Consider the following 22873-nt stretch of genomic DNA (forward strand, 5'->3'; position numbering starts at 1 on the left):
AGTTTTTTAATTATTTTTCCAAGCGTTTAAAATAGTATTAGATGAAGCAGACCAAACTGCTTCATGACTACCAAGATACTCTAAAATTTTTTCTAAATATTTTATTCTATGCGGTTGCCCTAGTACCCATGGATGAATATTTATACTTAAAATTCTTCCTCCTTGCGTTTCCGTTTCTTGTAACAGAAAATGAAAAGCATCTATTACTTGATGTTTCCAATCTTCAGCGGAATGAAGATTGTTTAAAATAATAAAATGATCATCTAATTCTGTAGTCAATGGCATAGCTGTTAAGATACCATTTTTTGTTTTAAAATTGTATGGCATTTCATCATTTACCCAATCGCAAAAATAAGTAATGCCATTTTCTGCTAATATATCTGGGGTGTTTTCCGATTCATTTTTTGCAGGACTAACCCAACCATTAATTTCTTGACCAGTAAGTTTTCGTAAACTATCTAAAGAACGTTTTACAAGTTCTTCTTCCTCCTTTATGTTTTGCCCTCCATAATGTAATTTGTCCATGTCATAACCATGACATAAAATTTCATTACCTCTATCTTTTAATGTTCCTGTTAGATAGGGTAGACGTTCTGCCAATCTAGTGTTCATAGCAAAAGTAGGAGTAATGTTATATTTGTCTAATGCTTTTAAAAAGCGATAAATTCCAATTCTGTTACCATAATCTCGTAAGCTGTAGTGTCTTAAATCGGGATAAGGCTTTGTCATACCACCAGGAACTTTAAATGGTATTCCTTTTTGATTTAATGGAAAAAATTGAACACCAACATTTACCCAAAGAGCTATTTTTTTACCATTAGGCCAAGTAATAGGTTTTCTGTTACTAAGCATATCCCAATCATAACGGTCGTGATCCATGCCATACGAGCGTTCCGGATACTCTAGGTAGGTTTTATTTAGTGCCATATTTCTTGTTTTTTTGATGAATGTCTTCCAAAGAGGCATCATAATAATTGTCTAAATAGTAAGAAGCTATTTCTTTCCCTGTTGTTATCCAAACATCAGAATGTCCTGTAATATATTCTAAAGCCTCTTCATAAGCTTTTATTCTATGCGCATTGGTTACCTGGTAATTGTGGGTAGGAATACACATAATGGTTCCACTTTCGGCTCCTTCTGCATAAAGGCGGTCAAAATTATCTTTAAGTTCTTGTCCGTATCTACGAGGAGTTATTTTTTGCACTAAATATGCTATTGTATCATTCATTTCTAAAGAATACGGAATAGAAGCAAAACGTTTCCCACTTCTTAAATTAATGGGAGTTGGTTGGTCATCGTGAAACAAATCACAAGAATAGAACCCTGCTTCATCTCCAAAAAGTTCTGTACCAACTTCTGCGAATAAATCTAAGGTGTTTTCGGAATGTGAAAGTGCGGGAGCTAAATATCCTGCACATTTTTGCCCTGTATGTTTATATATAGTTTCTATAGAATCTTTAATCATTTCTCTTTCCTGAGTTTCAGACATCCCGTAGGTATAGCGTGTATTATAAATACCATGGCTAAAAAATTCCCAATTACGTTCTTTACACAATTCTATTATTTCAGGATGATGGTCACATAAAGCAGTAGATAAAGAAATAGAACCACGAATACCGTATTTTTCTAAAAGCTTCATCTGGCGAATATGGCCAACTCTATTACCCCAATCTCTACTGGTATAACCAGGTAAAGCAGGACTAGGTTGCGGCCAAGGTTTCCTAAACGGATTATCTGGCGGGTTAAGCTCATAAAATTCAATATTTGGAGCTACCCAAAAAGCAACTTTAGCGCCATTTGGCCATTTTATTTTTGGTCTGTTTTCATAAGGCCAATAATCGTAATATCCTGGGTCTTCCTTCATAATTATATACTATTTAGCCATGTAAAAACTTCATCCACTTCAAGTACGTCACAATATTTTAAAGATAAATCTGTAAGATTTGCATAATGGTAACTCTCATGTTTATCTGCAACGCATTCTTCAGGAATTATAGTTCTATATCCTCTAGAAAGAGAATCTACTCCTGCAGCTCTAATACAGCCAGAAGTAGAGCCACCAGTAAGAATAATAGTATCTACCTGATGCCATACTAAAAGGGATTGTAATGGAGTTTCAAAAAAAGGAGAAGGCATTTTCTTTTCATAAAAAACATCGGTGCTCCTATCTAAAATTAAACGATCATCTAATTCCGAACGTTCGGAACCAAATTTTATGTTTTGTAAACTATCTGGAGTGTCGGTTCGGGTTCCCCAGATACCAGCATCTGCAGCAGTATCCATATAAGCAACATTGGTCCAGACTACTGGCCATCCTAATTTTCTGAATTTTGCAGCAAGCTCGTTTACGTAATCTAATTGTTTGGGATCCGCTTCATAGGCTGTTTTAAAAAGGTCTGTTCTTGTGTATGCTTTTTGAATATCTATATTAACCAGGGCAGCTTTTTTTCCAAATCCAAAACGTTTACGAGCAGGGTTGGCCTTTACTTCAAAATAAAGTTCTTTTGCGGTTTTATTTGTAGTCTGCATATTGTTATTTTTTTAATAGGTTTTTACCTTTTATTTTTCTTCTTAATTTTTGAGGATTGCATAGAAATTATAACCCAATTAGTTTCTTGTTTTTTCCATACTACAGTAAGTCTATATTCCCCTTCATCAAGCCCTTTAAACTTTCGTTTGTTACTATAATTTGTTAGAATTACATTAGTATCAATATTTAAAAAGGAAATATCCGAATTCTCATAACTTTCAAAAGCGTTCTTAATATTAGCTAAGGCTTCTTTTTTACTATATTTTTTTCCACTTTGTGAAGTAAGAATAAGATTATCATGGTATATTTTATCTGCCAAGACTGCATCGCTATTTAGATGTGCGGTTTTTAAATTCGTAATCTGAAGTAATATTTGTTCTTTTTCAGCAGTACTTATTTCTTGAGAAATACAACCCATGTAAATAAATAACGTACAAAATATGGTAGCTACTAATTTCATAAGATTATTCTGTTTTAATTATTCCTTCTGCAATCATTTTTTCAATAGTTGCATCATCTATATTTAGGCCTTTTAAAACTTCAGTTGTATGCTCTCCAATTTTTGGAGGATCTAATCTTTTTTCAACTCTAGTGCCTTTATATTCTATAGGGAATTTTGGTAGTTTGGTAATTTTACCACCTCCCATATCAACCTCCATAAGACTATTGCCTTTATTTAATTGTTCATCTTCAAAAAGGTCTTCGGGTCTACTTATTGGAGCAAAAGGAATATGTCCTTTTTCGCATTTTTCTATAATTTCTTGTTTGGTAAATTGTTTAACTCTTTCTTCTAATGCGGGGATAAACCATTCTCGTTCATCAATGCGTAGGTTGTTGGTTTTTAAGCGCTCGTCGGCTAACCAATCTTGCCAGTTAAAAACTTCGCAAAAACGTTCCCAATGTTTTTCACTTATAATGCCAATAAAAGTTTTGTCATTGTCCTTAGTGTCAAAAACTTTATAAATAGACCAAGCACTTACTCTAGATGGCATTGGCGGAATTTTATAATCTATTTGTGAAGAATATGCCATGTGTTGCCCCATTAAAAATGCACAGGTTTCAAACAAAGCAGATTTTACAAAGCCGCCTTCTCCTGTTTTCTCACGTTCGTATAATGCTTGTAAAATGCCAATATAACCAAACATACCGCCTGTAATATCTATTACGGATGTTCCTGCACGTAAAGGGTCTCCTTCACGACCGGTCATATATGCAAGGCCTCCCATCATCTGAACAACCTCATCCATTGCATGACGCTTCTCATAAGGGCCACTTAAAAAACCCTTAAGAGAGCAATAGATGAGGCGTTTGTTTAGATGTTTTAATTTATCATACCCAAGTCCCAAACGATCCATAGTTCCAGGACCAAAATTTTCTACAACAACGTCATATTCTTTTACAAGGTCATAAATAATTTTACGACCTTCTTCTGTTTTAATATTTACAGCAAGACTTTTTTTATTTCTATTATAAAACCAGAAATACCCTGTTCCAAAACCTTGTAGCCTTCTGGTACTATCGCCATGTACGGGTTCTACATGCAATACATCGGCACCCATATCTGCAAGCATAAGCCCAGCACAAGGCCCCATAACTGCATGTGTAAATTCTAATACTTTTATACCTTTTAAAGGAGAACTCATTTATTTTGAATTTAAAGATTTATAAAAAGTTTCTGGAGCATCTTCAATTTGTGTATCTAATGTAGCGTTCCATCTATTTAAAAAGCCGAACATAGAAATTACACCTACTATTTCTACAATAGCTTCACTGTCATAATGTTTTTTTAGCTCTATAAAATCGGCATCGGTAGTTTGGTTAGGAACCATACTGCCATTAACCGCAATATTTAGAGCAGCTTTTTCTGCTTCAGAAAAGATAGGGGAGGTTTTATATTCCCATAGTTTTTCTAATTTTTCTTTTTCTACACCTTGCTCGTTAGCTCCATAGGCAGTGTGGGCACTACAATATTGGCAACCACTTACTTTGCTAGAAAGGTGTCCTATCATTCTTTTTAGGCCAGCATTAACTTTACCTTCTTCATATACTGCTTTTGCTAATAAAAAAAAGGATTTTAGAACCTCTGGTTTATGTGCCATAATAAGTCCGTCATTAGGTAAAAAACCCATCCATTTTTCAGCATTAGAAAATAGGGAGCCTAACTCGCTTTCTTTTGGGTTTGCTATGGGATCTATTCTACTCATAATTTATAAAGTATAATTTCCATTTTTATTAAGATATGGTACTAATCCGCCTTCGTTTAAGATAGCTATCATTATATCTGGCAATTTTGTTGCAGTATATATTTTATTGGCAGTAATATCTGTAACTGTTCCTTCTTTTAGATTTACTGCAATTTTTGCTCCTTTTTGAATAGTATGTTTGCCAATTTCAAGAACAGGGAGTCCAATATTAATAGCATTTCTAAAAAAAATACGAGCAAAATCTTCTGCTATAACTACGGATATTCCGGATTGCTTTAATGCTAAAGGTGCTTGTTCTCTAGAGGAACCACAGCCAAAATTTATCCCAGCAATAAGTATATCTCCTTTTTGTACTATTTTATTAAAATTTGGGTCTAAATCTTCTAAAACATGATTTGCTAGCGTAGATAAATCTAGAGTTTTGGTGTATTTTCCTGGGATAATACGATCCGTATCAATATGGTCGCCATACACATGTGCTTTAGCTTCTATTATTGTATTTATGGAGCTCATATTAAATATTTTTTGGGGTTCATAATTTTACCTTCTAAAGCAGATGCAGCTACAGTGGCTGGTGCTCCTAAGTATATGTTAGAATTTGGGTTACCCATTCTTCCTCTAAAATTCCTGTTTGCTGCAGAAATAACAACTTCGCCATCCGCAGGAACCCCTTGGTGTGTGCCAACACATGGGCCACAACCCGATGTTATTAAAGATGCGCCAGATTCTATAAGCGTAGCCATAGTACCATTACTCATAGCATCTAGTAAAACACTTTGAGAAGCAGGAGCAATAATTAATCGCACATCTGGATGTATTTTTTTGCCTTTTAAAATCTTAGCAGCAATATCTAAATCTTCTAGCCTACCATTGCAGCAAGTACCTATAAAAGCATAGTCTACTTTTGTTCCTTCGTAGTTAGATATATTATGTACGTTATCTGGAGATTCAGGCGCACTTACTTGCGGTTCTAAATCAGAAACATCAAAGGAAAATGTTTTTATATAATTAGCATCTTCGTCTGGAGTTATAGCACTAAAATCATAGTCGAGTTCTAAACCAGTAGGATGTACTATACCGGTTTTGGCTCCCATTTCTGAAGACATATTTGCAATAGTCATTCTACTAGCAAGACTTAAACTTTCAAAAGCTTCTCCGCAAAATTCAATAGCTTGGTAAGTAGCTCCTGAAACGGTTATTTTACCAACTAAAAAAAGGATTAAATCTTTAGCAGTAACACCATCTTTTAATTTTCCTGAGCAATGTACCTTTATGGTTTGTGGTACTTTTAACCATATTTTTCCGGTCATCATTACCGCAGCTAAATCCGTAGAGCCAACCCCACAAGCAAACGCATTTAACGCACCGTAAGTTGGGGTATGAGAATCTGCACCAATAAAAATATCACCTGGTTTTACATATTCATTTTCTACCATAACTTGATGGCAAATACCTTCTCCAATCTCAAATAAGCGCATGCCTTGTTCTTTGGCAAAATCGCGCATCATTTTATGTAAATTGGCAATACGCTCGTTAGGAGATGGCGCGGCATGGTCAATAATTAAAGCACATTTATCAGGATTAAAAACCTTTGTGCCTCCCATTTCTTTAAATGCTTTTATAGTCAAAGGACCAGTAGTATCACTAGCCATACAACCATCTACTTTACTAATAACTAGTTCGCCTGCAAATACTTTACGGCCAACGTGATTAGATATTATCTTTTCTGAAATTGTTTGTCCCATTAAATTATTTTAATGTCATTATTATCTATTAACTGGTACATTTGTCCTGGTAGTTTATGACCAAGAGTAGTTTCCAATTCTCTACTTATTTTTGCAATCTTATTAATGTCTATACCGGTTTCATAACCCATTTGATGTATCATATGCACACTATCTTCAGTAGCTATATTACCAGTTGCATTTTTTATAAAAGGGCACCCACCTAAACCACCAAAAGCAGTATCAAAAATTTGAACACCAGCTTCTATAGCGGCATATAAGTTGGCATATCCTTTATTTTCTGTATTATGTAGATGAAGAATTACTGGAATATCTCCTGCTTTTTCAACTACTTTTTGCATTAGTTCTCTTAATTGTTTTGGGTTTCCCATTCCTGTAGAATCTGCTAATGCAAGCTCATTTATTCCAGAGTCTAAATGGTGATCTACCATGTCTAAGACATGAGACTCCTCTATTTTTCCTTCATACCTGCAACCAAAAGCACATTGAATTCCTCCTCTAACAGTAATATGATTTTCTTTAGAGAGTTGTACCATTTTTTTAAAAGCAAGTTTCGCCTCTGAAAGTGTTAAGCGAGCGTTTTTTTGACTATGCGTATTACTAGCAGAAATAGAACACGAAAGATGATCAAGTTTGGCAGCAATAGCACGTTCTACTCCTTTTAAGTTTAGTACAAGTCCGCTATAGATTACATTTTCCTTTTTGTCTAATTGGTTACATAATTCCTCTGCATCTGCCATTTGTGGAACCAATTTTGGATGCACAAAAGATGCAACTTGTATACGTGTAACACCAGCATCTACTAATTGATCTATATAATCTAGTTTTTTTTGGGTAAGAATAGTTTTAGAGAGGGTCTGAAAACCATCTCTTAAACCTTGTTCTTCTATAATAATGTGTTTATTATTCATAAAATAAATAGTAACAGCTAAATTAGTTAACTAAGTTAACTAATTTTATTGAAATAGCCTATTTTAAAATAGAAAAGTAGGTTTTATAGGTATAAAAAAAGTAACTTATATATGGTATGTTTTATATAAAAAGAAGCTAAAGTGCTAAAAATTAGTTAACTTAGTTAACTAATTGCTATTTTACATAAAAATAGTTCTCATAGAATTTTTGAAAATGTATAACATGATGAAGATAAGAAACCCGTATACAGGAATTTATGATTATAATTTGAAGACCGATACTATAGTTGAAATTCAGGATAAATCAAAAGAGCTTAGAAGTAATAAAAAATCTTGGCAAAATGCAGGAGTAACGTATAGAGCACAGATTCTTCAAAAATGGAAAAAAAGTATTGAAAAATATGAAGAAGAAATTGTACTAGCTTTAAGTGAAGATACTGGCAGAAATTATATTTCTAAATATGAAGTAAAAGGTATTTTAGGGATGATAGATGGTTGGTGTTATAAAGCGCCATTAATTATGAAAGATATTGATGAAAAGCCTTCTGTTTTTGATCCTAATGTTACCATAGTAGAAAAAAGAATATCTTTTGATTTAGTAGGGGTAATAGGGCCATGGAATTTTCCTATTACACTTTCTCTTATTGATGCAATACCTGCATTAATGGCTGGTTCTGCAGTACTTTTAAAACCAAGTGAAGTAACCCCAAGGTATTTAGACCCTTTAGAAAAGAGTATTAAAGAAGTTCCAGAGCTAGACGCCGTTTTAAAATTGGTAAGGGGTGGCGCAGAAGTAGGCAAGGAAGTAGTAAATACATCAGACGCTATTTGTTTTACAGGCAGTGTGGCAACAGGAGAACATATTGCTTTGGCTTGTGCAAAGCGTTTAATACCTGCTTTTTTAGAATTAGGAGGAAAAGACCCAGCCATTGTTTTAGAAGATGCAGATATAGAAATTGCAACAGATGCGGTTTTGCGTTCAGCTGTAGGAGCAACAGGGCAAGCTTGCCAGTCTTTAGAAAGGATATATGTGCATAAAAATATATACAGCAGTTTTTTAGAATTATTAATTAAGAAAGCCAAAGAAGCTACGTTAAATACAGGAGAAAAATCTAAAGGACAAATAGGTCCAATAATCTTTGAAAAACAAGCAACAGCAATCCAGGAACAAATTAATGATGCAAAGAGTAAAGAGGCAGTTATTCATTGTGGTGGAAAAATAGAAAACCATAATGGAGGATTATGGTGTAGACCAACAGTTTTATCTAATGTGAATCATGGTATGAAAGTTATGTCCGAAGAAACTTTTGGACCTTTAATTCCTGTAATGTCTTTTTCAACAATAGAGGAGGCAATAGAATTAGCAAACGATTCTGAATTTGGATTATCTGCATCTTTATTCTCAAGTAATACAGATGCAATTAATAAAATTTCTTTTGAGATTGAAGCTGGCGCAATTAGTATTAATGATGGTAGCTTAACTAATAAAATATATGATGCAGAGAAAAATGCATTTAAAAAATCTGGATTAAATGGTTCTAGAATGGGAGATGCAGGTTTGTTACGTTTTTTTAGAAAAAGAACATTACTTATTCAAACAGGAAAACCACAAAGTATACTAGATTTTGAGGAAATAAAATTAGAAAAATAAATTAAATATTAGGAAAGTATGAAAAGGTTGAAAGCATTTACAGTCGTAATTTTATTATTCTATTGTTGCTTCGTGCGATCTCAAGACGCTAAAGATATAAATGATGTATGGATTGAAGCAAAATTATCTGGAGCAGCCTTTGTAACTCATGATATTGAAGGTAGTGTTCAGTTTTATCAAGATTTCTTGGGCTTTAAAGAGTACAAAAGAATGTATTTAAATACTCCAACGGGTTTAGCTCCGTTTGGAGTTACTAAGGAAGAAAAATTATTATATGTAGCTTTAGTTCCTGCTGCTTGGTCTAAGGAAAACTCAAACTTTCCAGGTTTAAATTTTGTAGAAATAAAGAAAGCAAAAGTTGGTTCTCTTGAACAAAATGCTAAACGCAAGCCAATAGCAGGTGAAATATTAAAAGCATACGCGGTAAAGGGTTTAACAGAAATAGCTAAAAGAATGGAAGCTAAAAAAATCCCAATTGTTACACCTTTGGCTCTTTCCATTACTGGGAAGTCAATGACATTAACTGTGATTGATCCTAATGGAGTTAGGGTTCAAATGTATGAGTATATAAAGAAAGAATAATCTGATATCCAAATATTAAAAAAGGTACTATCGTAATGGTAGTGCTTTTTTATTCCCTTTTTTGGAGGCAATGTAATATGAAACGCATCTAATTTTGTGAAAGTTATAAAGTATAAAGGAGACTTTTTATGCGGTTGGGCATGAAATTCAATTAACTAATAAAATATAAGATGTAAAAAATTAGATATAAATATTAGGGTTAAAATAGTTTGTGTATTATAAGAAAGAGCTTCATTAAATTGTTTTAGAAAGTTTACTTTAATTTTTAGAATAAGAGCGCTATTGTATATTAAAAATATTTATGAAATGTGCTTAAGAAAAAAATGCCTTTTTGATAACATTATCAAAAAGGCATTAATTAGAATTCAAAAAAAAGAAAGTGTTGAAAATATCAATGCTTTCTTTTTTATATATAAGTTGGAAAAATTAAAGACATCTTGAAAAATCATAAACAAGATGCCTTTTAAGACTTACTAACTCAAAAAATATTTTTTTAAAAGGTATACCCTAAAGTAAATAATACTCTTTTAGGATTTTGGAATACAGCAGATGATATTCTTCCTATACCATCTGGATTAGCTTGTAATTCTCTTAAACTAGCATCTCCATCCTGCCCTCCAACAACAAGTTGTCTTGCATTGGCTCCATCAAAAAGATTCTTAATACGCATACTAATTTTTAATTCGTTTTTACCCATAGGGAAGGTATAATATGCGCCAAGATTATATTCAGATAATGTTGGTAATTCAACAAGATTTAGCACATCTGCGTAAGCTCCTGAATATGTAATACCTCCAAAGTCTGCACCCCATCTATCTGTGCCATAGCCAATATTTACATTATAAATAGTATTGGGTCTATTTTGTGCTTTTAATCCGCCTATATCAAAAGCTTGCGAACCATCATCTGCAGTAATTACGGTAAGCCCATATACATTGTCTGGATCCGTACTAGAACTTAATGGAACTAAGAATGTTTCATATTCAGAATTAGATAATGTAACAGCTCCTCTTATTAAAAGTCCTTTTATAGCTTTTGGCGTATATATGGCAGAAAGTTCACCACCAAATACTTTATTAGAACCAGCTGGCTCCTCTACAAACTCGCCTAAGTCACCATTAAAAATAGTTGCAGTTCTATTGTCTATAGTAGTATTAAACATCGTTATATCAACCGTTAAATCTCCTAAACCTGCTCTATATCCTATCTCTAAATTATTAACTACTTCGTTATCATCAGGTAGTTCTGTAGTTAAATTAATAGACCCAGGTAATGAAAATGCTCTAACAAAATTTCCATAAATAGCGGAGGATTTTCCTAATAAATAATTAGCACCTATAGAATATGATAAATCCTTGAATTTTAATTCATTTTCTTCAAATGTACCAGGGTCGTAATTTATTCCAGTAGATCTAATTTCTTCAGGATCATTGTTAAACCTTGTTTTTAACCAATCATAACGAAAAGATACATTAACACTTAATTTGTCGTTAAAAACCATTTCATCCCCAATAAAAATAGCCGTGCTTGTTTCCTCTCTATTGGATGAAGTGTTAGAAATGTAAGAGGTACTTGGTAAATTTGGATTACTAAAACTACCTCTAGTAAAACCATTTGGACCTACAGTTGGATTTCTAAAGGCAACGCTAGATCCGTAAATAAAGTTTAGCCCTAAACGATCTCTTTCGGCAGTACTATAGTAAACACCTCCACTAATATTGTGTTCAGTATTGGCTCCTTTAATCTGTTTTGAAATTCGATGTTCTGTAATTAAATCTCTATTTTGGTTATCTGCCTGACCATTAAATCTGCTGACAGTAGTATTAACATCGTAAAAAGTAGAGAAGTTAAACTCATTTATGTCTAGGTATTTAAAGTCATTATATCTAAACCTTTCATTCCAGAACCATCCGTTTCCTAAATCAATATTAAAATCAACACCGACTGTTGTTCCACGAGATTTCTCCTTGTTTCTTCCAGGATTATCTCTAAGAGCAGCACCAGTATTAGCATCTGTCGCAGCAGAAGTATCAAAGAAACCATTTCTAACTCCTACTTCACCAAAAGCCTGAGTAAGATTTCCTGCATCATTAAAGAATGTATTTGCGGGGTGCCATCCATCAAGTATTTTGCCATTTTCTAAATCCCAAGGAGCATCTGTAATATTTTGAAACTGGTTATTAAAAGTACTACCATAAACACGAATGGAAGATGTTTCCGTAATTAACCAATCAAAATTAGCTCTTATTTGCGCTCCTCTATCTTTTTCAAATTGTTCTTTTACACCAGAATCTTCTAAAAGGTACCCACCAATATTATAGCGAATTTTTTCAGTAAGAGGGCCATTAAAGTTAAAATCTGTACGAAAATCTACTTCATCTTCAAACTGGTGTCCTTCTCTTGAATTATTACTATACTTTGTTAAAGAAAAAGAACCTTTGTGTTCTGTTCCACCTGTTTTAGATATAATATTTATGGCACCAGCTGCTGCTGCTCTACCAAATAAAGTTGCCGCCGCACCACGAACTACTTCAATATTTTGAATACTTGGGTCAATACCATAGAATTCTTGAGTACCTCCAGTTAATCCTTGCGTACCAGAAATTGGTAAACCATCTATTAAGGTCGTTGTATAACTTGATCCACCAGGAAAACCACGAATGTTAAATCCACCTTTTCTACCTTGTGTTTCGTCAATGGTAACACCTGGTGTATTTTGAATTGCCTCTGTAAAGGATTCAGGTTTTAAAATATTTAATTCTTGTGTCCCAATAGTATTAATGGCAGTTGTAGCTTGTAGTTTTCTTACTGGTTTTCTTGTAGAAGATACTACTACTTCATTTAATAAACTAACATCTTCTTTAAGTTGAATGTTAACTACCGGCCCATTTACTTCAACTTTTTTACGGCCAAAACCAATATAAGAGATAACTAGAATATCTCCGTTTGCTGCTTGTATGCTATACATACCATTTTCATCAGTAATTACACCATTAGAGGTGCCTTGTTGCTGTACCGTTGCTCCCAAAATTGGAACATTGTTGTCGTCTGTTACTGTTCCTGTTACTGTTCCTTGAGCAAAAGCTCCTATGGAACATAGTAAAAAACTAAGGAAACAAATCAAATGTGAAATTTTGTACGTTTTCATAGGTGTTTAATTATTAGTTCAATTTAGTTGATTTAACATAGTGTTTTTGGTGGTTACAAGCTTTTCTATTGGTGTATTTATAATAGATTAGGCTCTAAATTCTTTACCAATATAATAATTAATAATGTTAATCGTTAATTAAATTAACTATTTTTTTAAAAAAAAGTTGATTTTTATAATTTTTAAGGTAAATTTTTAATATTATTTAATATTTAGCACGTATTTTTAATTATTATTCAATGGTTACTATATTACGTTGCTAATATTCTATAAATAATAGCCTATATATTAAGGTATATTTTTTCATTTTTTAGAATAATTAGTGGTAAAAATTCTTAACAATAAAATTAATTAATTATATGAACTATTAATTAAGTTAATTATTTATTTTGTACATTAGGATTGTAAAAATAATTTACGTTTACAGTTTAAATAACTAAGATTACCTAATTTAAAATATTTAATATGAGACTAATTAGTAGTTTATTCCTTATCTTTTTTATTCTTATAGGTTGTAAAGAAGAAAAACAATTAAATATCCAGAAAGAAAAAAAAGAAGTATTACATCCATCTCAAGATAAAATATCTTACCAAAATGCTCCAGAACCTCTTAAAATATGGGTTAATGCAAGAGCAGGTACTGGAGAACCTGTACACTGGATGGCAGAAGGTAGTGTATATGAATACCCATCAGGTAAAAAGCTTTTTGGAATGATAGGTTTTGATAGTTCTACAATTATTTGGCCAGAAGAAGAGAATGGAGAAATAACTCATTTAACCAGAAAAACTTTTGCATACACAGATCCTGAAACAGGAGATGTTATTACAGAATATAATGGAAATAAAGTAGCACCAATTGCATATCCATATCAAATGATAACTTATAGGTTAGAAAATAATAAAATTTATGGAGATGTAGAACAAGGAGTTGGAGATAGAGTTCAGAATATTAAGGCTAAAGAGGGTATACCATACAGAAAAATGGGAAATACATATGTTTATAATGCATCTGTTTTTTTAGATTTTCCTTTACCCTCAGGAACTCAATATCAGGCATGGGAAAATTATGATTTTTTTATTCACCCAGAGGGTAGTGTAGAAGAACCACACCAAATGAGTTGGCAGCGGTATGGGCAATTACCTAAATGGGCAGGCGGTGGCCCAGCTATTATTCAATTATATTCTTGGCGTGTAGAGAGTCAGGAAGAGTTTCCTGTTAATCTTTTAAAATGGGCAAAAGAAAATAAACCAAATTGGCTTAGTCCTCCAAAAAATATAGAAGAAGTAAGAATGTTACAGAAAGGAAAAGGAGGCCCAGGGTGGGGAGGTTAAAGAAATAAAAAAATGATTCAAAAAACCTTGTTTGTAAATATTTACAAGCAAGGTTTTTTTTATGGTTTCTATATAAATTTAGTAAAACCTATAGTACTAGCACTCTATATAATTAATTTTTATTGCATAAAAACATAGTTAACATTATTAATAGTTAACATTATTAATTAATTTTTATTACCTTTATACAGTATTTAACATACTCAATAGTAAGATTATGAATAAAACAGAGGTAACTAACGATTTAGAGTGGAATCAAGAAATAAAAGAATGGATAACATCTTTAGATGAAGTTATTCAGGATATGGGAGATGAGCAGGCAGCGAAACTTATTCGCCGTTTACGAGCATTTGCAATTAAAAAAGGAGTAAAATTAGCAGGAGAAGCACTCAATTCCCCATACATAAATACTATAAATGTAAAACACCAGCCTCCATATCCAGGAGATACGGTGTTAGAAACTAAAATAGAAAACATTAACCGTTGGAATGCTATGGCAATGGTATTACAAGGTTATGATAGTGGTGCGGGAGTAGGCGGGCATATTGCAACCTACGCATCGGCTGCAAGTATGTATGAAGTTGGGTTAAATCACTTTTTTAGAAAAAAATCGGAAGATTATGGAGGAGATTTAGTTTCTTTTCAGCCACATGCTGCGCCAGGAATTTATGCACGGGCATTACTAGAAGGAAGATTAACAGAAGATAATCTTAAAAATTTTAGAAGAGAACTACAGGAAGAAGGTGGCTTGCCATCGTATCCACATCCAAGAAGAATGCCATCATTTTGGGAAATACCTGCGGCTTCTATGGGGCTTATAGGTGTTAGCGCAATATACCAAGCACGTTTTCAAAAATATTTAGAAAACAGAGGTTTAAAAGAGAAAAAAGGAGGTAAAATTTGGGCATTTGTTGGGGATGGAGAAATGGATGAGCCAGAAACTCTTGGAACTTTAAATATTGCCGTAAGAGAGCAGTTAGATAATTTAGTGCTTGTAGTAAATTGTAATCTACAGCGATTAGATGGTCCTGTTCGTGGTAATGGAAAAGTTATTCAAGAATTAGAAAGAAGTTTCTTGGGAGCAGGTTGGAATGTAACCAAAGTTATTTGGGGTAGTGAGTGGGATTCTTTAATAGAAAGAGACCATAAAGGTATTCTGGTAGATAGAATGAATGAAGCCTTAGATGGTGATTACCAAATGTACTCTGTTTTACCAGGCGATGAAGTTCGTAAACATTGGATAAAAGATAATCCAGAGTTAGAGCAATTAATGCAATCTTTATCGGATGAGGAAATAAGAACTATTAGACGTGGAGGGCATGATTATAAAAAAATATTTGCAGCATTTGATAAAGCAGCAAAACCAAATGGAAAGCCAAGCGTAATCTTAATGAAAACCCTAAAAGGGTATGGAATGGGAGATTCTGGTGAAGGAAAAAATACCACGCACCAGAAAAAAAGTATGACGGCAGAAGAACGTATAGATGCTGCTGCAAGATTTGGTATTCCAATGAGTAAGGAAGATGCTGCAAAAGCTAAATTTTATATTCCCTCTCCAGATAGTCCAGAGATTAAATACCTTAAAGAAAAGAGAGAAGCTTTAGGGGGCTACTTACCAGAGCGTAAAGATGAAAGTATTACAATAAAAACTCCTGGAGACGATTTATTTGGAGAGTTTTATGAAGGTACAGGAGATAGAGAAGTTTCTACCACTATGGTTTTAGTAAGGTTAATAACAAAACTAATTAGGCATGATGGTATTAAAGAATATATAGTTCCTATTATTCCTGATGAGGCAAGAACTTTTGGTTTAGATGGCCTTTTCCGTTATGCAGGAATTTATCAACCCAAAGGGCAATTATACAAACCAGTAGATGCTGGTAGTGTATCTTATTACAGAGAAAGTGTAGATGGTCAAATACTACAAGAGGGTATTTGTGAAGCTGGTGCAATAGCTTCTTTCATGGCAGCAGGTTCTGCTTATGCTATGCATGGTTTACCAATGATTCCTTTTTATGTTTTTTATTCCATTTTTGGTTTCCAGCGTGTGGGAGATATGATTTGGGCCTGTGGAGATATGCTTTGTAAAGGTTTCTTAATTGGAGGAACTTCAGGAAGAACAACTCTTAATGGTGAAGGAGTACAACACCAAGATGGACATTCACATATGTTATCTAGCGTGGTTCCAAACATGAAAAGTTATGACCCTTCCTTTGCGTATGAATTGGCGCTTATTATTAAAGATGGTATCTATAGAATGTATGAGATGCAAGAAAAAATCTTTTATTATATCACCGTAACTAATGAAAATTATACCATGCCTGTAATGCCAAAAGGTATAGAAGAAGGGGTAATTAAAGGTATGTATCGCTACCAAAAATCAACTAAAAAATCTAAAAAGAAGGCGCATTTAATGGGAAGTGGTTCTATAATGAGTCAGGTTTTAGAAGCTAAAGAGTTGTTAGAAGGTATGAATATTTCTACAGATATTTGGAGCGTTACAAGTTACACAGAGTTACAAAGAGATGCTTTAAATGTAGAAAGAGAAACATTACTTTCTACAACTACTAAGAAAGCTAAATCTTATGTAGAAACTTTAGTAGAAAAAGAAACTGGAGTTTTTGTTTCGGTATCTGATTATATGAAATCTTGGGGTATGAGTATTTCTAAATGGATGCCAGATGCGTATCATGTTTTAGGGACAGATGGTTATGGTTTAAGCGAGTCTAGAACCGATTTAAGAGACTATTTTGAAATTAGTCCTAAGTACATTGCTTTAGCAGCACTTCAATTACTAAGAAAAGAAGGAGAGGTTACGGCAAAAGAAGTTAAAGATTTTATTAAAGCACAAAATATTGATAGTGCTAAAATTAACCCTGCATTGTAATAAAGCATAATTCTAGAAAGATGATTGAATTTAAATTACCATCCTTAGGAGAAGGCATAGAAAAAGGAACTATAATTTCTATCTTAGTAAAAGAAGGGGATACCATAGAGGCAGAACAATCTTTAATAGAGGTAGAAACAGATAAAGTAGTAGTAGAGGTACCTGCAGAGCAAGGTGGCGTAATAGCCTCTGTTTTAGTTGCTATTGGCGATGAAATAGGAGAAGGAACTCCTTTTTTAAAATTAACAGGAGGAGGAGATACTTCTGCTGCAAAAGAACCTATTAAAGAAGAAAAACACGTTGCTAAAAAAGAAGAGCTTAAACCTAAAGAGGAACCTGTAATAGAAGAACCTGCTAAAGTTGCGGTTGCAGCGCCTGTTGTTGCGTCACCAAAAATAGAGATACAAACAGAACTTAAAAAAGGGTATAGAGCATCTCCTTTAGCAAGAAAAATGGCAAAAGAAATTGGCATTAATTTGGCTAATGTTCCGTTAACCAGAGAAACTAAAAGAATTTCTTTACAAGATGTAAAAGATTTTGCCAAACAATTAAATGAGGGTAGAGCAAAAGGAATAGGCACTACGAATTTACCAGACTTTACTAAATGGGGAAGTATTTCTAAAAAGCCTTTATCAGGAATATCGCAAGCTACAAGTAAAAACATGAGTGGGTCTTGGTCTGTTATTCCGCATGCATGGTTACAGGAAAAAGTAGATATTACTAAATTAGAAGCAAAGCGTCAGGAGCATAAAATTGCTATAAAAGAAAAAGGAGGAGCATTAACAATTACTAGTATTTTGGTAAAGGTGGTTGCCAAGGCATTAGAAAATTATCCTATTTTTAATTGTAGTTATGATACTAATACTAATGAAATAATCTATAAAGATTTTATTAATGTTGGAGTAGCAGTAGATACAGATCGTGGACTTTTAGTGCCAGGTTTAAAAAGCCCAAATACTAAAAGTATTAGCCAAATAGCCATGGAATTAACAGATGTTTCTACCAAGGTAAAGCAAAAGAAAGTTTCTAAAGAAGATTTAGAGGGTATTACTTTTACTATTTCTAATCTTGGTGGAATTGGAACTACAGCTATTTTTCCTTTAGTAGCTTTTCCTCAAGTTGCTATTTTAGGAGTTGCTGCTAGTGCAACGGAGCCGGTTTGGGTAGATGGGGAGTTTAAACCCAGACTACTAATGCCTATTACTATTGGTTTTGACCATAGAATAATTAATGGAGCAGATGCAGCACGTTTCATAAAACATATAAAAGAGCTTTTAGAAGACTGGTTTTTGCTAAGCTTATAATAATTAAAAAAGAAATAACATGAGCGTATTTTTAATTCTTAAATATTTTCACATTTTGTTATTTGTATTTTGGTTAGGGACAGATATGGGAACCTATTATTCTAGCAAGTTTGTAATAAACTCAAAACTTACGGCTCCGCAACGAGCAACAGCATTACAAATTTTATTAGGTTGTGATTTGGGTCCCCGTATGGCTATGCCTTTAATTATGCCTACAGGAATTCATATGGCTAGTATAATGGGAGCTGTAAAAATTAGTAATCTTGGACTTGGCCTACTATGGGGGGCAGCGTTACTCTGGCTGTTTTTAGTTTTAAAAGTCCATTTTGGAAAAGATGAAACAAAAAAAAAGAATCTAAAAGAGATAGATTTTTGGATACGTCCTATTATTGTATTTGGAGTATCTGCTTTTGCTATATATTCCTTATTCGTTCCAACATATATTGTAGCGCCTTGGATATCGTATAAATTATTAATTGTCTGTGCATTAATACTTTTTGGTTTAGGAATAAGACATCAATTAGGAATATTTACACCTGCATTTGTGAATCTAATGCAAGGAAAAAATATAGAGGAATCTAATGCTATTATGAAGACTAGAATGGATAAATGCCTTCCTTATGTTTATGGTATTTGGATTGGTCTACTACTTAATGCCGCTTTTGGAGTACACTTAATTTAATTTAAATATGAAGCATAAAACCATAAGAGGATATATTAGGTATACTAGTAAAAAGCCAGAACGATTAAATGAAGAAAGAGGACGAGAGTTTTTTACTATAACTACACAGCGTGATGCAAAAGTAGTTATGCAAGCACATTGTGAAATTGATGACGCTCCTAATGTGGTTCGTGATGTGGTTTTAGCAATGGAAAAAGATGGCACGCCCATAGATTGTAGTGTTCGTTTATCTGTTGGAGATCAATTTGAGGGCTCAGGATGGTTTCGTATTACACCTACTTATGCAGAATGCGAAATGATTAACCGTAGCGATGGCCGCATTTCTCAAAAAATTGAAGTTACCTCACCTGTTCGTTGGTTACAAGCGCATCCTATTGTAGGCGATGGTATTTTAATGAAAACCTATGATTTATCTAAAGGCCCAGGAAAGCAAGTTTTAAAAGATTTTATGCTTACCTCTCCAGACCATAGAGGTGCTACTGGGCCAATGCTCTTTAAAATGACAAAAATGAGTATAGAATATATAGGCGAAGAAGAAATCACTATTGCTGCAGGGACATTTAAAGCGCGTCATTTTGCCGTGGGAGACACTGCAGGGAGTCTTCTAGAAGAACATCCGCCTTACCATGTTTGGGTAACAGCAGATGAGGATTACTTATTCTTAAAGGCAAGTGCTGCAGGGTATATGCAAACACATTATGAACTAGAGAGTGTAGAATATTTTAATTGATTTATTCTTTCTTAATGAAAATTATAAAAGCTGTTTTTTGATGTGTAATTCATATTCCTTCAAAATATCTTTTCGGTCTTCCTCACTTATCCTAGAAGCACCAAACGCAACAAAATCAGGTAGTATATCAAACCCAATTAAGTTAAAAATTCCTTGATGTATGTTTTTTAGAATATCAGAAATAGTTCTTTCATGTGCACCATTTTTAGAATAAAAATCCGCAGGACTACCAGTTGTTATACAGAGCAATGCTTTTTTATTTTTAAAGCGACCTTCCTTGTAAAAACCATAATCTCCCCCATAAGCAAAACCATATGCTAAAACACGGTCTACCCAACCTTTTAAAATAGCAGGCATACCAAACCACCAAAGCGGAAAATTAAAAATAAGAACATCGGCCTTGCTCAAAAGTTCCATTTCTTGTTTTAGCTCCTCAGAAAACAAATTATTTTGCTGTGCATATATTTGCTCTGAAGCATATTTGTAATAGGGAGCTTCGGAAGTCTTTTTAAAGTCGTGTTTACCGCCAACAGGGTTAAAATTCTTTTTATATAAATCTGAAACAGTTACGGTATGGCCGGCTTTTTCAAAAGTAGATTTAGCAATATTTACCAGAGCAGAACAAAAGGAATCTGCGTTTTCATGAGCATGTACAATTAGTATATTCATAGTGTTTTTTAGTTAAAGAGCAACAACTACTTTACCACAACTTTTACCTTCTAGTAAGTATTTAGATGCATCTATAATAGATTCAATTCCGTTAAAGATAGTTGGGTCAACTTTTATTTGAAGTTTTTTCTGTTGGTATAAATCAAATAAATAAGCACGTGCTTCTGGGTGTTGTTCCTTGTACAAATGATTCATAAAACAACGAACAGAAGCTCCTTTCCAATACATACTTTCATATACTCTAGGACCATGTACTTGCTCAAATTCTGGAGCAGTTAATTCTGTTGCTAGACCACTAACAACTAAACGACCTAAAGGAGCTAAGTTTTGTAAAAAAGCATCGAACATATAACTACCTACAGAATCAAATCCAACATCAATTTTATTGGCATATTCAGATTGAAGTATTTCCGAAATATTTTCTTTTCTGTAGTTAATAATTCTATCACAAGCATTAAGGTTTTTAAGTAATTCTACTTTTTTATCATTACCACAAATAGCAACCACATGGCAGTTTTTTTGTTCAGCAAGTTGCACTACAATATGTCCTAAACCACCAGAAGCAGCAGAAACAACAATGGTTTCTCCTTCTTTTAATTCTGCAGTGTTTTTTAAAGCTAAATAAGCAGAAACCCCAGTAGGATTCATAGTTAAATATTCTGGTGTTGCTTCTGGAATTTTAATAGCATTGTTTTCTAATACAACTTGATATTCTTGGTAAGCGGTACCAACTTTTACCGTGGAAATTGCATCTCCAATTTTTATATTTTTTACCGCTGTTCCAATATCAGAAACTATTCCAACAGATTCTACTCCAAATACATATGGAAATTGAACATTTATGTATGGTACTTTTCCTTTATAGAGTTCTCTATCATAAATAGCATTAATACCAATAAAGGTGTTTTTAATTAGAACCTCAGAACCCTTTAATTTAGAAATGGGAGATTCTATGATGTTACTAGCTTTATGAATGCTTTCTGAAAATTGTTGTATTACAAGTTGTTTGTTTAAAATCATATATTAATTACTTTAGAATAAACAAACTGTCTGGCAAGTTTTCATTTACCTCAAAATTTTTCCAAATAACTTCATTAGCTATCTTTTTGTCATAAAAGAGCTCTACTCTTCCTGCTTGCAACCAAGAATATTCGTCTTTACTAAAGAATTCAGAGTATTCTCTATGATGCCATCCGCGAGGAGTGTTAAAAGCTACTTTTACAATTTTAAAATCTTCTTTATCAATACCAAAGAAAGTTTCTCCCTTGTTTGGGTCGGTAACTTGTATAGTATATGCTGGCTTTGTTTTTACAGTGTCATCTGGCATAATTTTTAAGGAATAGCCTTTGTCTAGGGCATGGCGTATTGCACCGTATCCAAAGTTAGATGCCCATCTATTATCTGCTGCCGATTTTTCTTGCTTACCATTAAGATCATACGTGTTTTCACCATCATAGCTAACCATAAAAACTGGAGTACTATCTTTAAAGGATTCTATGCGTACTTTTCCGTTTGCTTTATGCGCAGCATCTTTTGTTTCTGCAAATTTACGCCACATATTATGGGTTTCATGAGTTACAGGCTTTCCTTCATAATAGAAAATTCCATACCCTTTTAGAGTTAAACTTTTAGGTTTTTGCCAAAAAATACCACCTGCTTTTTCATGTGCTTTTTGCATAATTTGCGTTGCAGTTAGCGGCTCTATAGTTTTGTTTTCTTTACAGCTATATAGAAATACTATTGCTAAAGAAATTAGAAAGAGTAATTTTTTCATGGATTATAGTTTTATTTACAAGTTTGTTCTTTTAGGTTAATTGTTGGTCCTTTATCATGTACCCCAAAAACAGCGTTTCCATCATTATCTGTGGCAGTATCTTCTAATAGTAAAGCGTCTTTTCTTAAGATTAAGGTTTCATTTAGGTATACTTGTTTTCCAAACCTATCTGAGTAATAATTACATTCGTTTTTCTTTAAATACCCTTTAAAAAAAGAGTCTTCTTTTTTCCAAAAAACATCGCATCCTGGTTTAAGGAAAAAATCATCTTCTGTTAAATCTTCAAACACTTCAGGATTTAAATGACCGTTTATTAGTTTCTTAGGTTCTTTTGGAGTGTATATTCTTAGTCTAATAGCTTGTTCTTTTTTAACAATCTCAAAAGCATATATTCTTTGACGATACAAATCATTTAAATCATAATGCTGTGATTGCTGTGCGTAAAGTTTTCGGCCTGGAATAAAATCTAATGGTACTTCATGAAATATATGATGTGTTTGTCGGTGCCTTTTATTTGCTTCTATTTTATCTGTAGCTTCTTTATATACCTGTTCATGATTATCATACTCTCCAGGAAACCATGCTAAAAGGGTATCTAAGTCTTGTTGTAAGGTGTTATAAGTACTTTCTTTTGAAGAGTTAGTGGTACTATTTTTTGTTTTTGAAGCACTAATTAGAGTACTTACAAGTACTAAAAATAAAATTGTTTTATATTTTTTCATGA

General features: G+C 33.3%; 21 protein-coding genes. 7 read left to right on the plus strand and 14 right to left on the minus strand.

The annotated features are described in order from the left end of the window. Positions 1-6: 6 nt before the first annotated feature. The 9 genes from Q0820_RS09905 to Q0820_RS09945 are packed head-to-tail and all read right to left on the minus strand — an operon-like array spanning position 7 to position 7390. A complete protein-coding gene (locus Q0820_RS09905; protein WP_298487448.1) occupies positions 7-927 on the minus strand; it encodes a polysaccharide deacetylase family protein in 921 nt (306 codons plus the stop codon). Further along, positions 914-1864: a polysaccharide deacetylase family protein gene (locus Q0820_RS09910; RefSeq protein WP_298487450.1), complete on the minus strand. Its 951-nt coding sequence runs from the start codon at positions 1862-1864 to the stop codon at positions 914-916. The genes Q0820_RS09905 and Q0820_RS09910 overlap by 14 nt, the downstream gene beginning before the upstream one ends. A 2-nt stretch (positions 1865-1866) precedes the next feature. Further along, the gene (locus Q0820_RS09915) at positions 1867-2529 is read right to left on the minus strand and encodes an isochorismatase family protein (RefSeq protein WP_298487452.1); all 663 of its coding nucleotides are present in this window, start codon (positions 2527-2529) and stop codon (positions 1867-1869) included. Between the two features lie 23 nt (positions 2530-2552). Then, positions 2553-2990, minus strand: coding sequence for a nuclear transport factor 2 family protein (locus Q0820_RS09920; protein WP_298487453.1), 438 nt, complete (start codon positions 2988-2990; stop codon positions 2553-2555). A 4-nt stretch (positions 2991-2994) separates the two neighbouring features. Continuing rightward, positions 2995-4173 (minus strand): CaiB/BaiF CoA-transferase family protein, encoded by a 1179-nt coding sequence (locus Q0820_RS09925; protein WP_298487455.1) that lies wholly within the window; start codon positions 4171-4173, stop codon positions 2995-2997. Further along, a complete protein-coding gene (locus Q0820_RS09930; protein WP_298487457.1) occupies positions 4174-4734 on the minus strand; it encodes a carboxymuconolactone decarboxylase family protein in 561 nt (186 codons plus the stop codon). Between the two features lie 3 nt (positions 4735-4737). Beyond that, positions 4738-5247 (minus strand): 3-isopropylmalate dehydratase, encoded by a 510-nt coding sequence (locus Q0820_RS09935; protein ID WP_298487459.1) that lies wholly within the window; start codon positions 5245-5247, stop codon positions 4738-4740. Continuing rightward, on the minus strand, positions 5244-6479 hold the full coding sequence (locus tag Q0820_RS09940; protein WP_298487460.1) for a 3-isopropylmalate dehydratase large subunit: 1236 nt from the start codon (positions 6477-6479) through the stop codon (positions 5244-5246). Before Q0820_RS09940 ends, Q0820_RS09935 begins: the two co-directional genes overlap by 4 nt. Beyond that, a complete protein-coding gene (locus Q0820_RS09945) occupies positions 6479-7390 on the minus strand; it encodes a hydroxymethylglutaryl-CoA lyase (protein ID WP_298487462.1) in 912 nt (303 codons plus the stop codon). Before Q0820_RS09945 ends, Q0820_RS09940 begins: the two co-directional genes overlap by 1 nt. A gap of 223 nt (positions 7391-7613) precedes the next feature. Between Q0820_RS09945 and Q0820_RS09950 the strand changes: the two genes are divergently transcribed. Both Q0820_RS09950 and Q0820_RS09955 read left to right on the plus strand, forming a co-directional pair. Next, positions 7614-9041 carry an aldehyde dehydrogenase family protein gene (locus Q0820_RS09950; protein WP_298487464.1) on the plus strand — a complete coding sequence of 476 codons (1428 nt, stop codon included), beginning with the start codon at positions 7614-7616 and terminating at the stop codon, positions 9039-9041. A gap of 18 nt (positions 9042-9059) precedes the next feature. Beyond that, entirely contained in the window at positions 9060-9623 is a 564-nt protein-coding gene (locus Q0820_RS09955; protein WP_298487465.1) for a VOC family protein, read from the plus strand. A gap of 493 nt (positions 9624-10116) precedes the next feature. Here the strand turns inward: Q0820_RS09955 and Q0820_RS09960 are convergent, their stop codons facing one another. Beyond that, entirely contained in the window at positions 10117-12771 is a 2655-nt protein-coding gene (locus Q0820_RS09960; RefSeq protein ID WP_298487466.1) for a TonB-dependent receptor, read from the minus strand. 465 nt (positions 12772-13236) lie between these two features. Here Q0820_RS09960 and Q0820_RS09965 point away from each other — a divergent pair, with 465 nt between their 5' ends. From Q0820_RS09965 to Q0820_RS09985, 5 genes are all read left to right on the plus strand, one after another. After that, positions 13237-14103: a DUF1838 family protein gene (locus tag Q0820_RS09965; RefSeq protein WP_298487468.1), complete on the plus strand. Its 867-nt coding sequence runs from the start codon at positions 13237-13239 to the stop codon at positions 14101-14103. A 217-nt stretch (positions 14104-14320) separates the two neighbouring features. After that, positions 14321-16990, plus strand: a complete 2670-nt coding sequence (aceE, locus tag Q0820_RS09970) for a pyruvate dehydrogenase (acetyl-transferring), homodimeric type (protein ID WP_298487470.1) — start codon at positions 14321-14323, stop codon at positions 16988-16990. 20 nt (positions 16991-17010) lie between these two features. Beyond that, positions 17011-18294 (plus strand): dihydrolipoamide acetyltransferase family protein, encoded by a 1284-nt coding sequence (locus Q0820_RS09975; RefSeq protein ID WP_298487472.1) that lies wholly within the window; start codon positions 17011-17013, stop codon positions 18292-18294. Between the two features lie 19 nt (positions 18295-18313). After that, positions 18314-18976, plus strand: a complete 663-nt coding sequence (locus Q0820_RS09980; RefSeq protein ID WP_298487474.1) for a hypothetical protein — start codon at positions 18314-18316, stop codon at positions 18974-18976. 7 nt (positions 18977-18983) lie between these two features. After that, positions 18984-19706: a hypothetical protein gene (locus Q0820_RS09985; protein ID WP_298487476.1), complete on the plus strand. Its 723-nt coding sequence runs from the start codon at positions 18984-18986 to the stop codon at positions 19704-19706. A 21-nt stretch (positions 19707-19727) separates the two neighbouring features. On the opposite strand, the gene Q0820_RS09990 is transcribed toward Q0820_RS09985, so the two are convergent. From Q0820_RS09990 to Q0820_RS10005, 4 genes are read right to left on the minus strand one after another with little or no spacing between them, the layout of a single operon-like run. Then, positions 19728-20375: an NAD(P)H-dependent oxidoreductase gene (locus Q0820_RS09990; protein ID WP_298487478.1), complete on the minus strand. Its 648-nt coding sequence runs from the start codon at positions 20373-20375 to the stop codon at positions 19728-19730. A 12-nt stretch (positions 20376-20387) separates the two neighbouring features. Further along, the gene (locus Q0820_RS09995; RefSeq protein WP_298487480.1) at positions 20388-21395 is read right to left on the minus strand and encodes a zinc-binding dehydrogenase; all 1008 of its coding nucleotides are present in this window, start codon (positions 21393-21395) and stop codon (positions 20388-20390) included. Between the two features lie 7 nt (positions 21396-21402). Then, entirely contained in the window at positions 21403-22149 is a 747-nt protein-coding gene (locus Q0820_RS10000) for a hypothetical protein (RefSeq protein WP_298487482.1), read from the minus strand. Positions 22150-22160: 11 nt separating this feature from the next. Next, positions 22161-22871 (minus strand): chromophore lyase CpcT/CpeT, encoded by a 711-nt coding sequence (locus Q0820_RS10005; protein ID WP_298487484.1) that lies wholly within the window; start codon positions 22869-22871, stop codon positions 22161-22163. Positions 22872-22873 lie beyond the last annotated feature (2 nt).

It is taken from the genome of uncultured Maribacter sp. (assembly GCF_947495965.1).
Classification (GTDB): Bacteria; Bacteroidota; Bacteroidia; order Flavobacteriales; family Flavobacteriaceae; genus Maribacter_B.